General features: G+C 70.9%; 14 protein-coding genes (1 of these 14 only partly in view). 4 read left to right on the top strand and 10 right to left on the bottom strand.

All coding sequences use genetic code 11. The features are described from left to right. From tnpC to leuA, 6 genes are all read right to left on the bottom strand, one after another. Positions 1-1,592, bottom strand: the 5' portion of a protein-coding gene (gene tnpC, locus ACFFJB_RS11835; RefSeq protein ID WP_376828577.1) for an IS66 family transposase. 37 nt of this gene lie to the left of the window's left edge; only the first 1,592 of its 1,629 coding nucleotides appear in the window; its start codon is at positions 1,590-1,592; its stop codon lies beyond the left edge, outside the window. Between the two features lie 78 nt (positions 1,593-1,670). After that, on the bottom strand, positions 1,671-2,012 hold the full coding sequence (gene tnpB / locus ACFFJB_RS11830) for an IS66 family insertion sequence element accessory protein TnpB (protein WP_376828492.1): 342 nt from the start codon (positions 2,010-2,012) through the stop codon (positions 1,671-1,673). Then, on the bottom strand, positions 2,009-2,395 hold the full coding sequence (gene tnpA / locus ACFFJB_RS11825; RefSeq protein WP_376828579.1) for an IS66-like element accessory protein TnpA: 387 nt from the start codon (positions 2,393-2,395) through the stop codon (positions 2,009-2,011). The genes tnpB and tnpA overlap by 4 nt, the downstream gene beginning before the upstream one ends. A 342-nt stretch (positions 2,396-2,737) precedes the next feature. Then, a complete protein-coding gene (locus tag ACFFJB_RS11820) occupies positions 2,738-4,630 on the bottom strand; it encodes a heavy metal translocating P-type ATPase (protein WP_376831557.1) in 1,893 nt (630 codons plus the stop codon). A 92-nt stretch (positions 4,631-4,722) separates the two neighbouring features. Continuing rightward, positions 4,723-5,706 carry a zinc-dependent alcohol dehydrogenase family protein gene (locus ACFFJB_RS11815; protein WP_376831556.1) on the bottom strand — a complete coding sequence of 328 codons (984 nt, stop codon included), beginning with the start codon at positions 5,704-5,706 and terminating at the stop codon, positions 4,723-4,725. A 218-nt stretch (positions 5,707-5,924) separates the two neighbouring features. Further along, complete coding sequence (gene leuA / locus ACFFJB_RS11810; RefSeq protein ID WP_376832676.1) at positions 5,925-7,595, bottom strand: 2-isopropylmalate synthase; 1,671 nt, start codon at positions 7,593-7,595, stop codon at positions 5,925-5,927. 826 nt (positions 7,596-8,421) lie between these two features. Between leuA and ACFFJB_RS11805 the strand changes: the two genes are divergently transcribed. Further along, complete coding sequence (locus tag ACFFJB_RS11805) at positions 8,422-9,261, top strand: MetQ/NlpA family ABC transporter substrate-binding protein (RefSeq protein ID WP_376831555.1); 840 nt, start codon at positions 8,422-8,424, stop codon at positions 9,259-9,261. Between the two features lie 76 nt (positions 9,262-9,337). Here the strand turns inward: ACFFJB_RS11805 and bluB are convergent, their stop codons facing one another. From bluB to ACFFJB_RS11785, 4 genes are all read right to left on the bottom strand, one after another. After that, positions 9,338-10,123 (bottom strand): 5,6-dimethylbenzimidazole synthase, encoded by a 786-nt coding sequence (gene bluB / locus ACFFJB_RS11800; protein WP_376831554.1) that lies wholly within the window; start codon positions 10,121-10,123, stop codon positions 9,338-9,340. A 114-nt stretch (positions 10,124-10,237) separates the two neighbouring features. Beyond that, positions 10,238-12,226 (bottom strand): MacB family efflux pump subunit, encoded by a 1,989-nt coding sequence (locus ACFFJB_RS11795; protein WP_376831553.1) that lies wholly within the window; start codon positions 12,224-12,226, stop codon positions 10,238-10,240. Positions 12,227-12,228: 2 nt separating this feature from the next. Next, positions 12,229-13,470 carry an efflux RND transporter periplasmic adaptor subunit gene (locus ACFFJB_RS11790; RefSeq protein ID WP_376831552.1) on the bottom strand — a complete coding sequence of 414 codons (1,242 nt, stop codon included), beginning with the start codon at positions 13,468-13,470 and terminating at the stop codon, positions 12,229-12,231. Continuing rightward, positions 13,467-14,981 (bottom strand): efflux transporter outer membrane subunit, encoded by a 1,515-nt coding sequence (locus ACFFJB_RS11785; RefSeq protein WP_376831551.1) that lies wholly within the window; start codon positions 14,979-14,981, stop codon positions 13,467-13,469. The genes ACFFJB_RS11790 and ACFFJB_RS11785 overlap by 4 nt, the downstream gene beginning before the upstream one ends. Positions 14,982-15,597: 616 nt before the next feature. Between ACFFJB_RS11785 and ACFFJB_RS11780 the strand changes: the two genes are divergently transcribed. The 3 genes from ACFFJB_RS11780 to ACFFJB_RS11770 all read left to right on the top strand — a co-directional run bounded on the left by ACFFJB_RS11780 (position 15,598) and on the right by ACFFJB_RS11770 (position 18,324). Further along, entirely contained in the window at positions 15,598-16,704 is a 1,107-nt protein-coding gene (locus ACFFJB_RS11780) for a methionine ABC transporter ATP-binding protein (protein WP_376831550.1), read from the top strand. Beyond that, a complete protein-coding gene (locus tag ACFFJB_RS11775) occupies positions 16,694-17,359 on the top strand; it encodes a methionine ABC transporter permease (RefSeq protein WP_376831549.1) in 666 nt (221 codons plus the stop codon). Before ACFFJB_RS11780 ends, ACFFJB_RS11775 begins: the two co-directional genes overlap by 11 nt. 176 nt (positions 17,360-17,535) lie before the next feature. Beyond that, entirely contained in the window at positions 17,536-18,324 is a 789-nt protein-coding gene (locus ACFFJB_RS11770; protein ID WP_376832674.1) for a MetQ/NlpA family ABC transporter substrate-binding protein, read from the top strand. The last annotated feature ends 22 nt before the right edge of the window (positions 18,325-18,346 follow it).

Here is an 18,346-nt window from a genome sequence, read left to right as displayed (position 1 = left end):
AGTTCATCGATACGCGCAGCCGGAATGCTATTGATCCTGGCGAGGACGTCGGCCAGCCACGCCTGAGGATCAACGTCGTTCATGCGGGCGGTGACAATCAGGCTGTACATCGCCGCAGCGCGCTGTCCGCCGCGATCCGATCCGCAGAACAGCCACGCCTTGCGGCCAAGGGCGACGCCGCGCAGCGCCCGTTCGGCGGCGTTGTTCGACAGGCAGATCCGCCCGTCATCGAGGAAGCGCGTGAACGATGGCCAGCGCTGGCTCAGATAGCCGATGGCCCTCACCAGGGGATGGCCACGACTGAACTGGTCCCGGGTCTGGCCAAGCCATGCCTCCAGCTGCGCAATCACCGGCGCGCTGCGCATCTGGCGCACGGCCCGGCGCCCGTCGGCGCTGGCTCCATTGATGTCGCGTTCGATCGCGAACAGGCTGTCGATCAGGCGAACAGCTTCCAGCGCCCGCGGATAGACGGACGGCGGCTTCAATCCCCTGGCCGTTTTGCGGGCGGCGCTTTCGATGTCCGCCAGCTCAAAGAACTTGCGTCTTGCGTGCGCCCAGCAACCCGCCTCCAGAATGGGGGCTGGCGCGCGCTCTGGCCTGTACAGCTCATTGTAACCGCCATAGGCGTCGGCCTGAAGAATGCCGCTCCATGCCCTGAGGTGCTCCTGCGGGTGAACGCCCCGACGGTCGCGTGAGTAATGGAAGACAGCCGCCGGTGGCGCGGGGCCGCCCCAGGGGGCGTCGTCACGCACATAGGTCCAGAGCCGGCCCGTATCGGTCTTGCCCTTCGCCAGCACCGGAACCGTGGTGTCGTCGCCATGCAGCCGTTTAGCCGCCAGCACATGCGCCTCGATCCGCGAGAACAGCGGGGCCAGCACCGAGGCAGCGCCGCCGACCTGATCCGCCAGCGTCGACAGGCCCAGCGGCACGCCCTCGCGGGCATAGCGCTCGCACTGGCGGTTGAGCGGCTGATGCTGGCCAAACTTCTCGAACACGATCTGGGCCAGAAGCCGGGGACCGGCCCAGCCGCGCGGCAGCACATGGAACGGCGCTGGAGCCTGGGCGATGGCCTCGCAGTCGCGGCACGAGAACTTCTCCCGCACCGTCTGGATCACCTTCCACTGGCGCGGGATCACCTCCAGCGTCTCGGTGATGTCCTCGCCCAGCTTCCTCAGCCGCGCGCCGCCGCAGCAGGCGCAGGCGCGCGGGGCTTCAACCACCACCCGCTCACGCGGCAGGTGCTCAGGGAAAGGCTGACGCGCGGGCTTCCTGCGGCGGAACGCGGCGACAGGCGTGGTCGCGCGGGCGGCGGCTTTCTCTGCGGCAAGCTCGTCCTCGGTCGCGCCAGTCTCAAGCTCCTCCAGCTGCAGCTCAAGCTGGTCGAGCAGGCGGGCGGTCCGCTCCGATGAGGCGCCAAAGCGCTCACGTTTGTACTTCGCAATGAGCAGCTTCAGATGGGCGATCTGCGCCTGGTCATCGGCGCGCCGGGCCCGGGCTGCGGCGGCTTCTGCCTCGGCCCGGTCAGCCCGCTCCACGGCGGCGACGAGCGCCGCTTTCAGCGCTGCGACATCGTCAGGAACGGGGCTGGCCATGGCTTTCATGACCGTAGTGAATCACAGATCAGGGCGTTTGTGGCGCCCCAAAATGCCGTCTGGCCAAACTATTTTTGCTCAGCCGGCGCTGCGCGGCCTCCAGCTGTGTTGCGGATGGCGCCAGTCAATTCCTTCGAGCAAATAGCCGAGCTGGGCTGCCGTTAAGGCAACCGCGCCGCCCCCTGTCGCAGGCCAGATGAACCGGCCGCGTTCCAGCCGCTTCGCATAGAGCGACATGCCGATCCCGTCGTGCCACAGGATCTTGCACAGTGCGCCGCCGCGGCCCCGGAAGACATACAGGTCGCCGCAATGGGGATCGCGCCGGAAATGCTCCTGCACCAGCAGCGCAAGGCCATTCATGCCCTTCCTCATGTCGGTGTGGCCAGAGCAGATCCACACCCGGGCGCCGGCGGGGATCATCGCAGCGCCTGCAGCACGGCGCTGACCAGCGCAGGCGGGGCTGAAAGGGGGATATCAATCCGCGCTGTGACAAGGGTGACGCTGATCACCGGGGCGCCTTCAGGCCCCGGGCTGCATTCATCGCCCGCCACAGCTTCCAGGCTTGAGCCCGCCGCCACCGGCGCAGACCCCTCATCCTCTGTCAGGACAACCGGCACGAACCTCCCCGCTGCCTGCCGGGCCTCGCGGCGCCACTTGTAGATCAGGCTGGTGGCCACACCGAACCGTCGCGCGACCTCCGCAATCACCGCGCTGGGCATGGTTGACGCCAGCACAATCTCTTCGCGCTCCGCCGCACTCCAGCGACGGCGACGTTCGGATCCGGAAATAACCGCCACTTGCATGAACCTGCGCTCTTAACTGCGTCCTTATGAGCACAGCTTCAGCACAAGGCACTGTCACGACAAGGCGGCCTTCGCCGGAGGCTCACGCTGGCTTCCCCGCACGGGCTGCCGCAGCCCCGGACAAACGCCCCCACGCCATCCCCGGCAGCCTCGCGCACATAGCAGCCGGCAGCCGGTCTTCCGCCTGAAAAGGGCAGGGCGACTGCAAGACCGCCCTCCACAACGGTGGCCGCGCGCAGCTGCGCTCCATGAGCCGGGGCGGCCACACGCGGCAGAGGTGCGCGTCCGGCAGGACGCTGACACCGCGGCCGGTCTCACGCGCTGGAAGCTGTGGCCGCGGCGTCACGCCGGCCGGCGGATCGGGTCAGACAGCAGGCGCAGCCCGTTCAGGACCACCAGCACCGTCCCTCCTTCGTGCCCCACGACGGCCAGCGGCAGCGGCAGGTCAAACAGCAGGCCGCCCACCACCAGCGTCAGCATCGCGCCAATGGCGAAAACCAGGTTCTGGCGGATGATGCGCGTGGCGCGCCGCGCCAGCCGGTGCGCTTCCGCCAGCTTCATCATGTTTCCCGAAAGCAGCGCAACGTCCGCCGCCTGCAGCGCCACGTCCGAACCCGCCGCGCCCATCGCCACCCCAACGTCGGCCCGGGCGAGCGCCGCGGCGTCGTTGACCCCGTCCCCCACAAAGGCGACCTTTCCCTCGCGCGTCAGCCGCGCGACCGTCGCCACCTTGTCCTGCGGCAGCATGCCCGCCTCAATGTCCTCCGGAGCAAGGCCAAGCTCGCCGCCGATGCGCAGCGCCACCGGCCGGCGGTCGCCGGTCAGCATCATGATGCGCTTCACGCCGCCCGCGCGCAGCGCCCGCAGGGCCGGGGCGGATGTCGGGCGCAGCGTGTCGGCCACGGTGACGGCGCCAAGCGCCGCGCCGTCCCGCCCGAAATAGATGACGGTCTGCCCCCCGTCCGCCAGCGGCTTCAGTTCCGGCAGGTCAATGTTCGCGCCCATCTGCGCCGCCATGCGCGGGTTGCCGGCCCACAGCACGCCCTGCCCGTCATGGCCCGTGACCCCGGCGCTTGGAAAGGTGGTGACGTCGGCGATCCGGGGGATGTCGAGCTGTTCTTCGCGGGCCTTCCGCGCGATCGCCGCGGCGATATGGTGCTCCGAATGCGCCTCAAGCCCCGCCAGCAGCCGCAGCAGGTTCCGTTCGTCGCCGTCGAGGGCCACGACCGCGGTCACCGTGGCGCGACCGGTCGTCAGCGTTCCCGTCTTGTCAAAGGCGAAGACGCTCACTGCGCCGAGGGCTTCGATCGCCCCGCCGCCCTTGAACAGCACGCCGCCGCGCGCCGCGGCGGAAAGGGCCGACAGAATGGCGGCGGGAACCGAAATCACGATGGCGCAGGGGCTGGCCGCCACCAGCAGCGTGGCGGCGCGATAGAGCGCCAGCTCCCAGTCCTGGCCCAGCCAGTAAAATCCGGCGAATGCCAGCGCCGCGCCGCACAGCACGCCGATGGTGTAACGCTGGCCGAACCAGGTGCTGAACCGCTCCGAGGGCGCGCGCGCCTCCTGCGCCTCGGTCACCAGCGCGATCATGCGCGCGATCGTGCTGTCGCTGACCGGGCGGGTGATGACCACTTCCAGCACCCCGTCCAGATTGATCGTTCCCTCAAACACCGGCGCGCCGGGCTCCTTGGAGACCGGCATGGATTCGCCGGTGATGTTGGCTTCGTCCACGCCGCCATGGCCGGCCGCCACCTCTCCGTCGCCCGGCACGCGCGCGCCGGGCCGGAGCACGACCCTGTCGCCGGGAACGAGCGCGGACGCCGCCACCTCCTTCACCGAACCGTCCCGCTGCAGCACAAGCGCGGTTTCCGGGCGCAGCGCCATCAGCGCCTCCACGGCGCGGCGGGCCCGGCCAAGGGCGCGCCGCTCAAGCGTGGTGGAGAGGCTGAACAGCGTCAGCAGCACCGCGCCCTCAAAGGGCGCGCCGACCACCGCGGCCGCGACGGCGGCGACCACCATCAGCAGGTCAATGTCCAGCGTCCGCTCGCGGATCAGGCTGGTCAGGGCCGTCCAGGCGGCGGGCGCGCCGCCGCAGACGTAAACCAGCAGCGCGCCCGCGGACATGACGGCCTCCGCGTGAGGCGGGGGCAGCAGCCGGCCGGCGGCGGCGAGAACCAGCCCCAGCGCCGTTACTCCGGACAGCACCGTCAGCGCGTCGAACTGCGTACGCTTCATCGCAGGAGTCTTTCCGTTCAGCGCCGGGCTTCTGCAATTCTGCGCGCGCACGGCTGGAGGGGAGATGTGCGGAACTGTCAGCGGGGAGCGCGTCAGGGCACGAGCACGGCGGCCCCCTGCAGGCGGCCGGCGCGCAGGTCGTCCAGCGCCTCGTTCGCGCGTTCCAGCGGATAGCGGATCACATGGGTTCTGACAGCCGCGGCCCGGGCGGCGGCGAAGAACTCATGGGCGTCGCGCCGCGTCAGATTGGCCACCGACACGACCTCCCGCTCCTCCCACAGGATGGAATAGGGCATGGCCGGTATGTCGCTCATGTGGATGCCGCCGCACACCACCCGTCCGCCCTTGCGCACGGCGCGCAGGGCCGCCGGCACCAGGTCGCCAGCCGGCGCGAAGATGATGGCGGCGTCGAGCAGCGCCGGCGGCGCCTCGTCCGAACCGCCGGCCCAGACCGCCCCGAGGCTGGCGGCGAAGCGCTGCGCCTCCACGTCGCCCGGCCTTGTGAAAGCGTAAATCTCGCGCCCCTGCCAGACGCAGATCTGCGCGAGAATGTGCGCCGCCGCGCCGAAGCCATAGAGACCGAGGCGTTTGCCTTCGCCGGCCCGGCGCAGCGACCGCCAGCCGATCAGGCCGGCGCACAGCAGCGGCGCCAGCGCGACGGGGTCGGCCTCCGGGTCCAGATCAAAGGCGAAGCTGGCGTCTGCGATCACATGGGTGGCGAAGCCGCCGTCGCGCGTGTAGCCGGTGAACAGGGGCGCGTCGCACAGGTTCTCGGCGCCAGAGCGGCAATAGTCGCATGCGCCGCAGGTGCGCCCCAGCCATGGCGCGCCGACCCGCGCGCCGATGCGGCGCGGGTCCACGCCCGGTCCGGCGGCGTCGACGATCCCGACGATTTCGTGGCCCGGAACCAGCGGCAGCTTCGGGTGGGGCAGGTCGCCGTCCACCACGTGAAGGTCCGTGTGGCACACCGCGCAGGCCTCCACGCGCAGCCGGATTTCCCCCGGGCCAGGGACGGGATCCGGAGCTTCCCTGGGAACCAGGGGGGTCCGGGGCTTTTCGAGAACCATGGCCTTCATGGCGAATTCCCTTTCAGCGCCAGCATGTCCGTCCGCAATTGCGGGACCCTGGGGACTTTAGTCCCGTGTCGCGCCGTGCGCCATGGCTGGTCCGCCGCCGCGCCGGCGGGCGCCTTCGCGCCAGCTTCCCGGTTCCGCCCGCCAGTCGGACAGAAAAGCCCCCGGGCGTGGACCCGGGGGCGATACGCGTCACAGTCGTGGCGTAGTGACGGAACCGGTTACAGCCCGTTCAGCGCGCTCACCAGGGCTTTCACCGAGGCCGTGGCCACGTCCGGGTCGATGCCGACGCCGAACACCCGGCGCCCGTCGGGCGTGCGGCACTCCACATAGGCGGCGGCCCTGGCGTCCGCGCCGCGGCCGACGGCGTGCTCGTCGTAGTCCACCACCTCAATGCCGACGCCAAAGCGGGCGTTGATCGCATCCACGGCGCTGGAGATCAGCCCGTTGCCCTTGCCGGAGACGGCGACCTCCTCGCCGTCCACCCGGATGCGGCCGGCGAAGGCGCGCTCCGAGCCGCCGCGACGCACGCCGGCGTTCTCATATTCCACCAGCTCGTAACGCTGCGGCTGGTCGAGATGATAGGCGGCGCGGAAAATCTCCCAGATGTCGGCCGAGGTCATCTCCATGCCGGTCTCGTCGGCGCGCGCCTGCACGCGGCGGCTGAGATCGATCTGCAGCGGGCGCGGCAGCTTCAGCCCGTAGTCCTGCTGCATCACCCAGGCCACGCCGCCCTTGCCGGACTGGCTGTTGACCCGGATCACCGCCTCATAGGTCTCGCCGATGTCGGCCGGATCCAGCGGCAGATAGGGCATCTCCCACACGCCGTCATTGCGCCGGGCGTGCGCCTCGAACCCCTTCTTGATCGCGTCCTGGTGGGAGCCGGAGAAGGCCGTGAACACCAGCTCGCCCGCATAGGGGTGACGCGGATGCACCGGCAGTTCGTTGCAGTGCTCGGCCGTGCGGACGATGGCGCGCATGTTGTCGAAGCGCAGGCCCGGGTCGATGCCCTGGGTGTACATGTTCAGCGCCAGGGTCACGATGTCGACGTTGCCGGTGCGTTCACCATTGCCGAACAGGCAGCCCTCGACGCGGTCGGCGCCGGCCAGCAGCGACAGCTCCGCGGCGGCCACGCCGGTGCCGCGGTCATTGTGCGGATGCACCGAGATCACCACGCTGTCGCGCCGGGAGACGTTGCGGCAGAACCACTCGATCTGGTCCGCATAGACGTTCGGCATGGCGACCTCGACCGTCGCCGGCAGGTTCAGGATCACCTTGTTGTCGGGGGTGGGCTGCAGCACGTCCAGCACCCGCTCGCACACCTCCAGCGCGAACTCCGGTTCGGCCATGCTGAAGGTTTCCGGCGAATATTCGAAGGTCCAGCGGGTTTCGGGACGGCGCGCAGCCTCCTCCAGCAGCTGGGTGACGCCGGCCACCGCCAGGTCAATGATCTGCTGGCGCTCCATGCCGAACACCACCTGGCGGAACAGCGGCGAGATGGCGTTGTACAGGTGGACGATGGCGCTGTGCGCGCCCTCCAGGGCCTCGAAGGTGCGGCTGATCAGGTCGGCGCGCGACTGGGTCAGCACCTGGATGGTGACGTCCTCCGGAATCAGGTTCTCCTCGATCAGCTTGCGGACGAAGTCGAAGTCCGTCTGCGAGGCGGAGGCGAAGCCGACCTCAATCTCCTTGAAGCCGATGTCGACCAGCGTGTTGTAGAACCTGGTCTTCTTCTCCACGTTCATCGGATTGGCCAGCGACTGGTTGCCGTCGCGCAGGTCGCTGGAGAGCCAGCGCGGCGCCTTCTCGATGCGGCGCGACGGCCACTGGCGGTCAGACAGGTCGAAGCCCGGCGAATAGGGGCGGTATTTGGTCTGCGGATTGCTCAGCATCATTGGGTCGGTTCCAGGGCGGATGCGCAGCCGGCGGTCGCAGGGCGCCGGTCGCTGCGGAAAATTCGGTGCGGAAGGGGAGGCTGCTGCGGCGGGGCGCCGCCGCCGGGCGCGGGCGGCGCATGGCGGCTGGCTGCGGTCCGGGCGTGCAGGCATGCGCGGCGCAGCTTGCGCTGGCCTGTGCGCGGGTTACGGCCGCCGGGGCGCCTCAGTCCCGGCGACCGCCGGTAAGTCGCGGATCGGCGAGGGGCGAGCGCCATGGCGCAGCCGCATCCGGCGCGGAAGACGGGCGTAGACGCCCGGCGCCGGCGACGCTCTGGCGGATGTTATTGCGGCTGCTCTGGATCATCGGATCTGTTTATGGAGCCGGGCCGGAAATCTCACGGAGCCCCTTGCTCCACCCCTCGTCTGCCCGGGCCGTTCGCCGGGCGGCTGCGTCCTGTTTCGCAAATGACCTTAACCCGCCTTCCTCAGAAGGACGGGCCAGAAAGTCGTAGCAAGGCGCGAGGGGCGTTAAACATGGGCGAAGGGTGTCACAGCCCGTCCGCTCCGTCAACAGTGTCGCGCCTTTCCGGTCACGCTGGCGCGGCCGGCGCCCTCTGAGTCGCCCGCCGGCGCCGTTAACCACGCCGGCCGGGCCGGCGGGCGACTGTGGAGCGGGAAAATTTTTCTGGCGACGGCGTCGCAGGAGAACAATCCAGCCCGTTCCGGCGGCGCGCCGGAAGGGCTTTTCAAAGTTTCTCCGGCCTGTTGCCCCGTGCGGACCGCTTCTTATGGTTCGGCCGGAGCGGGCGCCGTGGGCGCCGCAGGAGTTTGGGGGCTTGCCGTGACGTTCAGAACTGTTTCCGCCATCCCCGGAGGCGTGTCGCGCCGGGCGCTGCTGGGGCTCGCCGCGGCGGCGGCGCTCGCCGCCGCTTCGCCAGGCGGCGCCGGTCAGGCGCTCGCCGCGCAGAAGACGCTGAAAGTGGGCGTGTCCGCCGGGCCCTACGGCGACATTCTCGCCGAGGCGGCGAAGATCGTGGCCAAAGACGGACTCAAGGTCGAGGTGGTGGAGTTCTCCGACTGGAACCTGCCCAACGCCGCCGTCGAATCCGGCGACATCGACTTCAACGCCTTCCAGCACACGCCCTATCTCGATAACCAGGTGAAGGCGCGCGGCTACCACATCGTGCCGCTGGAGACGGCCATCGTGGTGCCGGCCGGCCTGTACTCATCGAAGCACAGGTCGAAGGACGCCATCCCGGACGGCGCCGTCATCGCCATCCCCAACGATCCCTCCAACGCCGCGCGCGCGCTGTTCCTGGCGCAGCAGGCGGGGCTCATCAGGCTGCGTCCGGGCGCGGACGTCGACGCCACCTTGGCCGACATCGCGGAAAATCCGAAGAAGCTGAAGTTCCGTGAGCTGGACGCCGCCCAGCTGGCCCGCTCGCTTGACGACGTGGACGTGGCGTGGGTGTCCAGCAATTACGCCCATCTCGCCGGGCTGAAGCTGCAGGACGCGCTGGAGGCGGAGAAGCAGGACTCCAAATGGGCGCTGGTGTTCGCCGCGCGCGCTGACCGCAAGGACGATCCGGACATCCGCAGGTTTATCGCCGCCTACCGGTCGGAGCCGGTCCGCGCCTTCATCCTCGAGCGGTTCAAGGGTTCGATCCTGCCGGCGTTCTGAAGGCCTGGCGCCAGCCCGCGCTGGCGCCCCGGGGGGGAGGAGGGGCGGAAGCGTCCGGAGCGCTTTCGCCCCTCCGTCATTCCGGCTTTGGCCCCGACGGGACGGCGGCGCGCAGCGCCGGCGCGAGGCCGGCGGCGGGGCGGCCCCATTCGCCGTCGAACACGAGGGACTCCAGCGGCAGGCGGCGGGCCCAGCGCCGCGCCTCCAGCTCCGGCGAAACGAACAGCTCGTCCACATAACCCACGCACAGCCACGCCATGACGACGATGTCGCGCGGAATGCCGAGCAGCGGCTTCAGCTCCTCCGGGTCGAAAATGCTCACCCAGCCGACGCCCAGCCCTTCGGCGCGGGCCGCCAGCCACAGGTTCTGGATGGCGCAGGCGACGCTGTAGAGGTCCACGTCCGGCTGGTGGGTGCGCCCCAGCACCACCTTGCCGCCGCGGGAGCGGTCGCAGGTAACGCAGATGCCGAGCGGGGCGGTGAGAATGCCCTCCAGCTTGAGGCTGCGATACAGCGCCTGGCGGGGGCCGTCGAACATGTAGGCCGCCTCGGCGTTGGCGCGGCTGAACAGGTCGTGCACCTGGCGGCGTTTGGCTTCGTCGCGCACCACCACGAAATTCCACGGCTGCGACAGCCCCACCGACGGGGCGCAGTGGGCGGCGGCGAGAATGCGCGCCAGCGTCTCGTCGGGCACCGGGCGCGGGGTGAATTCATTGCGCACGTCGCGGCGGCCGAGAATGGCGCGCCACAGGCCGTTGCGGTCAGCTTCCGCGAACGGCCCGGCGGGCGCGCGCAGGGCCTCGGGACCGGGCGCGGCGGCGGGGCCGGTCGCGTCGTCGGGCTGTCCTGCGTCGTGGGGCATGAGGAACTCCGGCAGGTTTGCGGGGCTGCGGCGCGTCGCGGCGGCCGCTCCGCCGCCCGGCAGGCTATCGGGCCGCCGTGGCGCGAAAGCAAGGCGTCGGCGCGTCGCGGCGCCCTAGGCCTGCGCAAGCGCCGTCACCGGGTTGAGCCGCGAGGCGTTGCGGGCCGGCAGCCAGCCGAACACGATGCCGATGGCCGATGACACCAGCACCGCGGCGACGATCGACGTGGTGGAGTAAATCAGCTGGAAGTTCGAGCTGAACGCCGAGAACGCCGCGCCGAAGCCGAGCGCCAGGGCGATGCCCAGCACGCCGCCCACCAGGCACACCAGCACCGCCTCGATGAGGAACTGCTGCAGGATGTCGCTCTGGCGCGCGCCCACCGCCATGCGCACGCCGATCTCCGACACCCGTTCCGACACCGACACCAGCATGATGTTCATCACGCCGATGCCGCCCACCACCAGCGAGATCACGGCGATGGCGGCGATGAGCAGCGTCAGCGTCGTGGTGGCGGAGGTGATGGTCTGGCGGATGTCGTCAGTGTTGATGATGAAGAAGTCCTTCTGGCCGTGGCGGCGCTCCAGGAAGGCGGTCACCGCCTTTTCGGCGTAGTCCATGGGCACGTCGTCGCGCACCCGCACGGTGATGGAGCGCAGCGAATTGCCGCCGGTCATGCGCGCCTGCACCGTGGTGTAGGGGGTGAAGATGTTGGGGTTCTGCGAGGAGCCGAAGCCGCCCTGCTGGCGGGCGATGACGCCGACCACGCGCAGCGGCGTCTTGCCGGCGATGATCACCTGGCCCACAGGACTGCCGGAAAAATCGCCGAACAGCGCCTTGCGGGCGTTCTCGTCGATCACCGCCTCCTGGGCGTAGGTCCGCACGGCGCGGCGGTCGAACAGCGCCCCTTCCAGCAGTTTCGCGCCCTTCGCGGCGAAATACTGTTCGCTGACGCCGTTGACCAGCGCGCTGGCTTCGGCGTTGCCGAAGCGGGCGTTCTGCGTGGTGGAGACGGTGGGGGTGACGGCGGCCACATAGTGCTGGCGCGCCAGCTGTTCGGCGTCGTCCACCACCAGCGTGGTGACCTTGCCCGAGCGGGTGTCGCCGAAGCTGCGGCCGGCGAACACCTCGAGCGTGTTGGTGCCGAGCCCGGAGATGTCGGCCAGCACCTTCTGGCGGGAGCCCTCGCCCAGCGCCACCACGCACACCACCGAGGCGATGCCGATGATGATGCCCAGCATGGTGAGAAAGGCGCGCAGCCGGTGCGCGGCCATGGCGCGCAGCGCCATGTGGAACGATTCGCCCAGCCGGCTGAGCGCCGCCCGCAGCGGCGACATCACCCGCCCGCCGGGCGGCGGCAGCGCCGCTGCGCCGTCGCTGTCGCCGGCCGGACGCCCGCGCGGGGGCCGCTCCGGATTGCGCGTGTCGGAGACGATGACGCCGTCGCTGATCTCGATGATCCGCTCCGCCCGCCGCGCCACGCCCATGTCGTGGGTGACGATGATGACGGTTTTGCCTTCGGCGTGCAGCTCGTCGAGGATGCGCAGCACCTCCTGGCCGCTGCGGCTGTCGAGGGCGCCGGTGGGCTCGTCCGCCAGGATCACCTCGCCGCCGTTCACCAGGGCGCGGGCGATGGAGACGCGCTGCTGCTGGCCGCCGGAGAGCTGCCCCGGCCGGTGGCCGAGCCGGTCGCCCATGCCCAGCCGCTGCAGCAGCGCCACCGCCCGCGCGCGGCGCGCGGCCAGCGGCCGGCCGGCGTAAATGGCCGGCATCTCCACATTGCCCTCGGCGGTGAGCTCCGGAAGCAGGTTGTAGCGCTGGAAGATGAAGCCGAAATGCTCGCGCCGCAGCTGCGCCAGCTCGTCGGGCGACAGCGACGCCGTCTCCCGGCCGGAGATGCGGTAGCTGCCGGAGGTGGGCGTGTCGAGGCAGCCGAGAATGTTCATCAGCGTCGACTTGCCCGAGCCGGAGGGGCCGACGATGGCCACCATCTCGCCGGCCTCGATGGTCAGGTCGACGTCCTTCAGCACCGTCAGCACGCCGTCGCCGGAAGGATATTCGCGGCGCAGCTTCGACAGGCGGATCAGCGGCCCGGCGCCGGCCATGGTCACAGCCCCATGGGCGGCCGGCGGCGCATCGGGCCGCCGGGCGGACCGCCGCCGGGTCCGCGAGCGTCGGCGGCGTCGCCGACGATGACCCGCTCGCCCTCCTTCAGGCCGGAGCGGATCTCCGCCTTCACCTTGTCATTGAGCCCCACCTCGACGCGCCGCTCCTCCACCTTGCCGTCCGGGCCGGCCACGCGCACCACATGGCCGCGCCCGCGCCGCTGCAGCGCCGAGGCGGGAACGGTCAGCACGTCCTTCGCCTGGCCGAGGATGATGTGGGCGTTGGCGGTCATGTAGGTGCGCAGCCGCCCGTCCGGATTGGGGACGTGAAACACGCCGTTGTAGTAGATGGCCGAGGTGGCGGCCGATGAGCTGGCCGAGCTGGAGGAGATCGCCGGATCGGTGCGGATCGACTCCGGCGCCGGCTCGATCGCCTCCAGCGTCGCCATCTGCGTGCGGTCCGGCTCGCCGATGATCGAGAAGCGCACTTTCTGGCCCGGCTTCACCTTCACCACGTCGGCTTCGGAGATCTGGGCGTTGACCGCCATGTTGTCGAGCTGGCCGAGGATGACGATGGTCGGCGCCGACTGGATGGCGCTCACGGTCTGGCCTTCCTGGGTGACCACGGCCAGCACCGTGCCGTCGATGGGGGCGACGATCTGCGTGTAGCCGAGATTGGCGCGCGCGTCCTCGACCGCCACCTCGCCCGAGGTGATCTGGGCGTCAAGGGCGGCGATCTGGGCGCGGATCATCTCCACCTCCGCGACGGCCCGGTCATAGTCGAGACGGGAGACGGCGTTGCGCGTCACCATCGCCTGCTGGCGCTGCAGGTTCTGCTCGGCCAGCCTGAGGCTGGCGATCTTCTCCTCGCGCTGGGCGCGCAGCCGCGCCAGGTCCGCCTCGGCGGTGCGCAGCTTGTTCTCCTGGTTGGTGGAGTCGATCTGCGCCACCAGCTCGCCCTTGCGCACCCTGTCGCCCACCTTGTGCTTCACCGAGAGCACGCGGCCGCTCACCTGGGAGCCCACGGCGACGAGCCGCGCCGGGCGCAGCGTGCCGGTGGCCAGCACGGTCTCCTCCACGTCGCCGCGGGTCACCGGCGCGGTGACATAGGCGGGGCCGGAGGGTTTCGCGGCGGAGCGCCACCACCACGCGCCGCCGGCGATGGCCGCGGCGGCGGCGAGCAGCAGCGCGTATTTCAGACGCCGGCGGGCGCGGGGCTGGTGCGGCGGGCGCGGGGACGTCATGGGCGCAGCTCCGGCGTTTTCACGAAATGGGGCCCCGTGTTGCGGTCGGTGACGAGGGGGCGGGAGGCGTCGATCACGCCGCTCCAGCCGCCGCCCAGCGCCTTGTTCAGCCGGATCCACGCCAGGGCGCGGCTGACGCGGGCCTCGATCAGGCTGTTCTGCGAGGAGAACGCGGAGCGCTCGGCGGTGAGCACCTCCAGGAAGCTGACGTTGCCGGACTGGTACAGGTCGCGGGAGAGGCGCAGCGCCTCCAGGCTGTTGCGCACCGCCGCCTCAAGGCTGCGGATGCGGGTTCCTTCCTGGTTGAGCGTCACGATGGCGTTCTCCACCTCCTCCAGCGCCGACAGCACCGTGGACTGGAGCGCGGCGAACTCCTGGTCGCGCCGCGCCTCGGCCATTTTCACCGCCGCGTGCAGCCGGCCGGCGTTGAACACCGGCACGGTCAGCGACGGGCCGAACACCCAGCTGATGGTGGAGCTGCGGCCAAGGTCGCCCAGCCGGGCGGCGCTGGTGGCGATGTTGCCGGTGAGGCTGACGGAGGGATAGAGCGCCGCCGTCGCCTCGCCGATGCGGGCGGTGGCGGCGGCGTAGGCGCGCTCCGCCTGGCGCACGTCCGGGCGGGTGAGCAGGATGTCGGCGGGCACGCCGACGCGCACGGGCCAGCGCGGCGCCGGGATCGGCGCCGGCTTCTGCATCAGTCCGGCGAGGGCGGCCGGCGGCCGGCCGGTGAGCACCGACAGGCGGTGCACGGTCTGGGCGAGGCTCGTCTCCAGCGCCGGAATGGCGGCCTCGGTGCTGGCGGTCTGGGCGGCGGCGTTGGCGACGTCCAGCGCCGTGGCGCCGCCGGCGGAAAGGCGGGCGCGCGTCAGCGCCTCCGATTCGCGCTGGCTCTGCACCGTGCGCCGGGCCACGGCGAGGCGGGCCTGCAGGCCGCGCGCCTCCACATAGCTGGCGGCGACGTCGCCGATCAGCACCAGCAGCGTGTTGCGCAGCTCCTCCTGCGCCGCGTCGAGGCCGTAACGGGCGGCTTCCGCGGCGCGCAGGTTGGCGCCGAACAGGTCGATCTCCCACTGCGCCTGGGTTCTGGCGATGACGTTGCCCGCCGGCCGGGCGTCGCCGTTCTGCAGGCGCTGGGCCGAGCCGTATCCGTCCACGGTGGGGAACAGGCCGCCTACCGCCTGGTCGAGGCTGGCGCGGGCCTCGCGCACGCGGGCCTTGGCCGCGGCCACGGAGAGGTTCCCGGCCACGGCCTCGTCAACCAGGCGGTTGAGCAGGGGATCGGACAGCCGCCGCCACCATTCCGCCAGCTCCGGCGGGGCCTGCCGCGTCGCCGCGCCCTTGCCTGACCAGGATGGCGGAACCGGCAGGTCCGGCGTGTGGTAGTCCGGGCCGACGGCGCAGGCGCCGAGCGCCAGCGCCAGCAGCGGCGCGCACAGCGGCGCCAGCTGCCGCTGCGGCGTCGGGCGCCGGCGCGCCGCCGCGCAGGGGCCGGGCCGTCGCGTCATCGCCATGCGCCCGCGCCGTCGGGTCGCGCGGCCGTCGCGCGCGCGCCGGCGAAAACAGACGCAGCCTGGACAGGGGCGTCCGCCCGTCCAGGGCCGGCGGGCCGGGCCGGGGCGGCGCAGGTCAACAAATAGGGCGGACGCACGGGCGACGGTCTCCCCGGAAAAGAAACGGCGGGCTCAGGGGCCGCGAAACGGCCTGGCGACGTTCCGCGACGGCGCGCGGCGCGGAATCAGCCAGCCTATACCACGTGTCGCAGGCGCCGGTGAGGCCCCGGCGCCTGTGGCGTCCGGCGCCGGCGTCCGGCGGACAGGGTCAGGCTGGCCCACGCCGCCGCGCGGACAGCGGGCGCCGCCCGTCTTGTAGCGCTCCCGGGCGGGCCGCGGCGAGTACCCATATGGAGGCGTCTCCGCTCCGCCGTGAAAAAAACATGTCGGGCTGTCGCCGACAACAAAATAACATTTTTGCACGTGTTTATTGACAATTAACATGTATACGTGCGTATTTGAGCGGGTCCCGGGGACGGCGCGCCGGCGCAGGCGCGCGGGGGCGCAACGCCCCGCCGCCATGCGGCCCCGGAAAAAGGGCGCGGCGATGGCCGCGGTCCTCACAAAAAGGAAACCGATGAACATGCTTTCGCCCGCCGGACTGGCGAACCATTCTCCGCCGGCGCCTGATCCCGCTGACGCGCTGGTGCGTTTCGAATCGGTGCGCAAGGTTTATCCGCCGCGCCCTGGCGGCGAGGCGTTCACGGCGCTGGACCATGTCGATCTCACCGTGCCGCGCGGCTCGGTGCTCGGGGTCATTGGCCGCAGCGGCGCCGGCAAGTCGACGCTGATCCGCCTGGTCAACGGCCTGGAGAAGGCCACGTCCGGCCGGGTGCTGGTGGACGGCGTGGACGTGACGCCCATGGGCGAGGCGGAGCTGCGCCGGCTGCGCCGCTCCATCGGCATGGTGTTCCAGCACTTCAACCTGCTGTCGTCGCGCACGGTGTACGACAATGTGGCGCTGCCGCTGGAGATCGCCGGGGCGTCCCGCGCGGAGATCCGCAAGCGGGTGGAGCCGCTGCTGGAGCTGGTGGGGCTGGCCGACAGGCGCGACCGCTATCCTGCCGAGCTTTCCGGCGGGCAGAAGCAGCGCGTCGGCATCGCCCGCGCCCTGGCGACCCAGCCCAAGGCGCTGCTCTCGGACGAGGCCACCTCCGCGCTCGATCCGGAGACCACCCAGTCGATCCTCGACCTCCTGGGCTCCATCAACGCCGAGCTGGGCCTCACTATCCTGCTCATCACCCATGAAATGTCGGTGGTGGCGCGCATCGCCCGCCAGGTGGCGGTGCTGGACGGCGGCCGCATCGTCGAGCAGGGCGACGTCTACGACGTGTTCACCCGGCCGCAGCATCCCACCACGCGCTCCTTCCTTGGCGAGGCCTCGGGCCGCACGCTGCCGGGCTGGCTGGCGAAGCGCCTGCATCCGCAGCCCCGGCCCGGCGACCAGGCGGTGGTGCGGGTGATTTTCCGCGGGCCCATCGCCACCGACGCCCTGGTGTCCGGCCTCGTCCGCAGCCATGGGCTGGACGTCAACATTCTCTCCGGGGCGGTCGACGAGGTGGCCGGCCGGCCGTTCGGCGCGCTGGTTCTGGGCGTGCCCGGCGGGCCGCAGGCGCTGCGCCGCGCCGTGGACTGGTTCACGGGCTACGGCCTCGACGTGGAGGTTCTCGGTCATGTCAGCTGACATCGCATGGCTCATCGCCGCGGCCACGCTCGACACCATCTGGATGGTGGCGGCGTCGATGGTCATCGCCACGGCGGCGGGCGCGCCGCTGGGCGTTTTCCTGGCCACCAGCCGGCGCGGCGAGCTGTTTTCGGCGCCGCTGGCCAACCATATCGTCGGCTTCATCGTCAACGCCACGCGCTCCACGCCGTTCATCATCCTGGTGGTGGCGATCATTCCGTTCACCCGCCTGGTGGCGGGCACCTCCATCGGCACCCGCGCGGCCATCGTGCCGCTCACCATCGCCGCCACGCCCTTCATCGCCCGCCTGGTGGAGACCGCGATCCGCGAGGTGGACCAGGGGCTGGTGGAGGCCGCCCGCGCCATGGGCGCGACGCCGCTGCAGATCGTGCGCAAGGTGCTGCTGCCGGAGGCGGTGCCGGCCATCGTGCTCTCGCTCACCCTCGCGGTGGTGTCGCTCATCGGCTACTCGGCCATGGTCGGCGCCGTGGGCGGCGGCGGCCTGGGCGACCTGGGCATCCGCTACGGCTACCAGCGCTTCATGCCGGACGTGATGCTGACCGTGGTGGTGGTGCTGATCGTGCTGGTGCAGGGGGTGCAGAGCATCGGAGACCATCTGGCGAGGCGCCTGAACAGGCGCGTGCGCCAGCACTGAGCGGAGCGCCGCGGTCCGCCGCCGCGCGGCGCCCCGCCTGGGGGAAGCGCGGCCGGGCCGGACGGGCTGACGGGCGGGGCGGCGCGGACCTGTCGGGGCCGGCCGTTCACGCCGGAGAGGTGCTGCAAATGAACATCGCTAAACTCGAGCGTCGCCGCTTTCTCGGCGCGCTCGTCATGACTGTGGCCGCAGCCGCCGTCGGCGTCGGCGTCGGCGTCGGCGCCGCGGCCGCCGGCGAGGGCGCTCCCGCCGTCATCCGCGTCGGCGTCGTGCCGGGACCGGACGTTAAGATCGTCGAGCAGGTGAAAAAGGTGGCGGCGCAGCGCGGCCTCAACGTCGAGCTGGTGCAGTTCTCGGACTACGTCATTCCCAACCAGGCGCTGGCCAGCGGCGACATCGAGGCCAACGCCTTCCAGCACGAGCCCTATCTGCGCAACCAGATCGCCAGCACCGGCTGGAAGCTGGTCCGGGCCGGGGACACCATCATCTCGCCCATGGGGGCGTATTCGGCGCGCCACCGGAGCCTTGACGCCGTTCCCGCCGGCGGAACCGTGGCCCTGCCCAACGATCCCACCAATGGCGGCCGGGCGCTGAAGCTGCTGGCCGGCCGCGGGCTGATCGGGCTGAAGGAAGGCCGCGGCGCCAGCGCCACTGTCCATGACGTGACCGTCAATCCGAAGCAGCTGAAGTTCGTCGAGCTGGACGCGGCGCAGATCGCCCGCAGCCTCCCTGACGTGGACCTCGCCGTCATCAACAGCAATTACGCCGTTGAGGCGGGCCTCGATCCGCTCGGCGGCGCCCTGGTCCGCGAGGACGTCAACGGTCCGTGGGTGAACATCATCGCCGTGCGCGAGGCTGATCTCGGCAAGCCGTGGGTGAAGGAGCTGGTCGCCGCCTACCAGAGCGAGCCGGTGCGCGCCTTCATCCTCGGCAAATACCGGGGCGTCTACGTTCCCGCGTGGTGAGGCCGGACGCCGCCAGGGTGAG

The sequence above is a fragment of the Camelimonas abortus genome (assembly GCF_042432745.1).
GTDB classification, from domain to species: Bacteria; Pseudomonadota; Alphaproteobacteria; order Rhizobiales; family Beijerinckiaceae; genus Camelimonas; species Camelimonas abortus.
The sequence above is the reverse complement of the archived record's forward strand: the minus strand, read 5'-3'. Positions and strand labels throughout refer to the sequence as shown.

What these genes read in the sequence shown, in the direction of transcription:
- tnpB (WP_376828492.1), bottom strand. Translation starts at nt 2,012, where the DNA reads ATGATCCCCGCCGGCGCCCGGGTGTGGATCTGCTCTGGCCACACCGAC.
- tnpA (WP_376828579.1), bottom strand. Translation starts at nt 2,395, where the DNA reads ATGCAAGTGGCGGTTATTTCCGGATCCGAACGTCGCCGTCGCTGGAGT.
- ACFFJB_RS11820 (WP_376831557.1), bottom strand. Translation starts at nt 4,630, where the DNA reads ATGAAGCGTACGCAGTTCGACGCGCTGACGGTGCTGTCCGGAGTAACG.
- ACFFJB_RS11815 (WP_376831556.1), bottom strand. Translation starts at nt 5,706, where the DNA reads ATGAAGGCCATGGTTCTCGAAAAGCCCCGGACCCCCCTGGTTCCCAGG.
- leuA (WP_376832676.1), bottom strand. Translation starts at nt 7,595, where the DNA reads ATGCTGAGCAATCCGCAGACCAAATACCGCCCCTATTCGCCGGGCTTC.
- bluB (WP_376831554.1), bottom strand. Translation starts at nt 10,123, where the DNA reads ATGCCCCACGACGCAGGACAGCCCGACGACGCGACCGGCCCCGCCGCC.
- ACFFJB_RS11795 (WP_376831553.1), bottom strand. Translation starts at nt 12,226, where the DNA reads ATGGCCGGCGCCGGGCCGCTGATCCGCCTGTCGAAGCTGCGCCGCGAA.
- ACFFJB_RS11790 (WP_376831552.1), bottom strand. Translation starts at nt 13,470, where the DNA reads ATGACGTCCCCGCGCCCGCCGCACCAGCCCCGCGCCCGCCGGCGTCTG.
- ACFFJB_RS11785 (WP_376831551.1), bottom strand. Translation starts at nt 14,981, where the DNA reads ATGGCGATGACGCGACGGCCCGGCCCCTGCGCGGCGGCGCGCCGGCGC.
- ACFFJB_RS11780 (WP_376831550.1), top strand. Translation starts at nt 15,598, where the DNA reads ATGAACATGCTTTCGCCCGCCGGACTGGCGAACCATTCTCCGCCGGCG.
- ACFFJB_RS11775 (WP_376831549.1), top strand. Translation starts at nt 16,694, where the DNA reads ATGTCAGCTGACATCGCATGGCTCATCGCCGCGGCCACGCTCGACACC.
- ACFFJB_RS11770 (WP_376832674.1), top strand. Translation starts at nt 17,536, where the DNA reads ATGACTGTGGCCGCAGCCGCCGTCGGCGTCGGCGTCGGCGTCGGCGCC.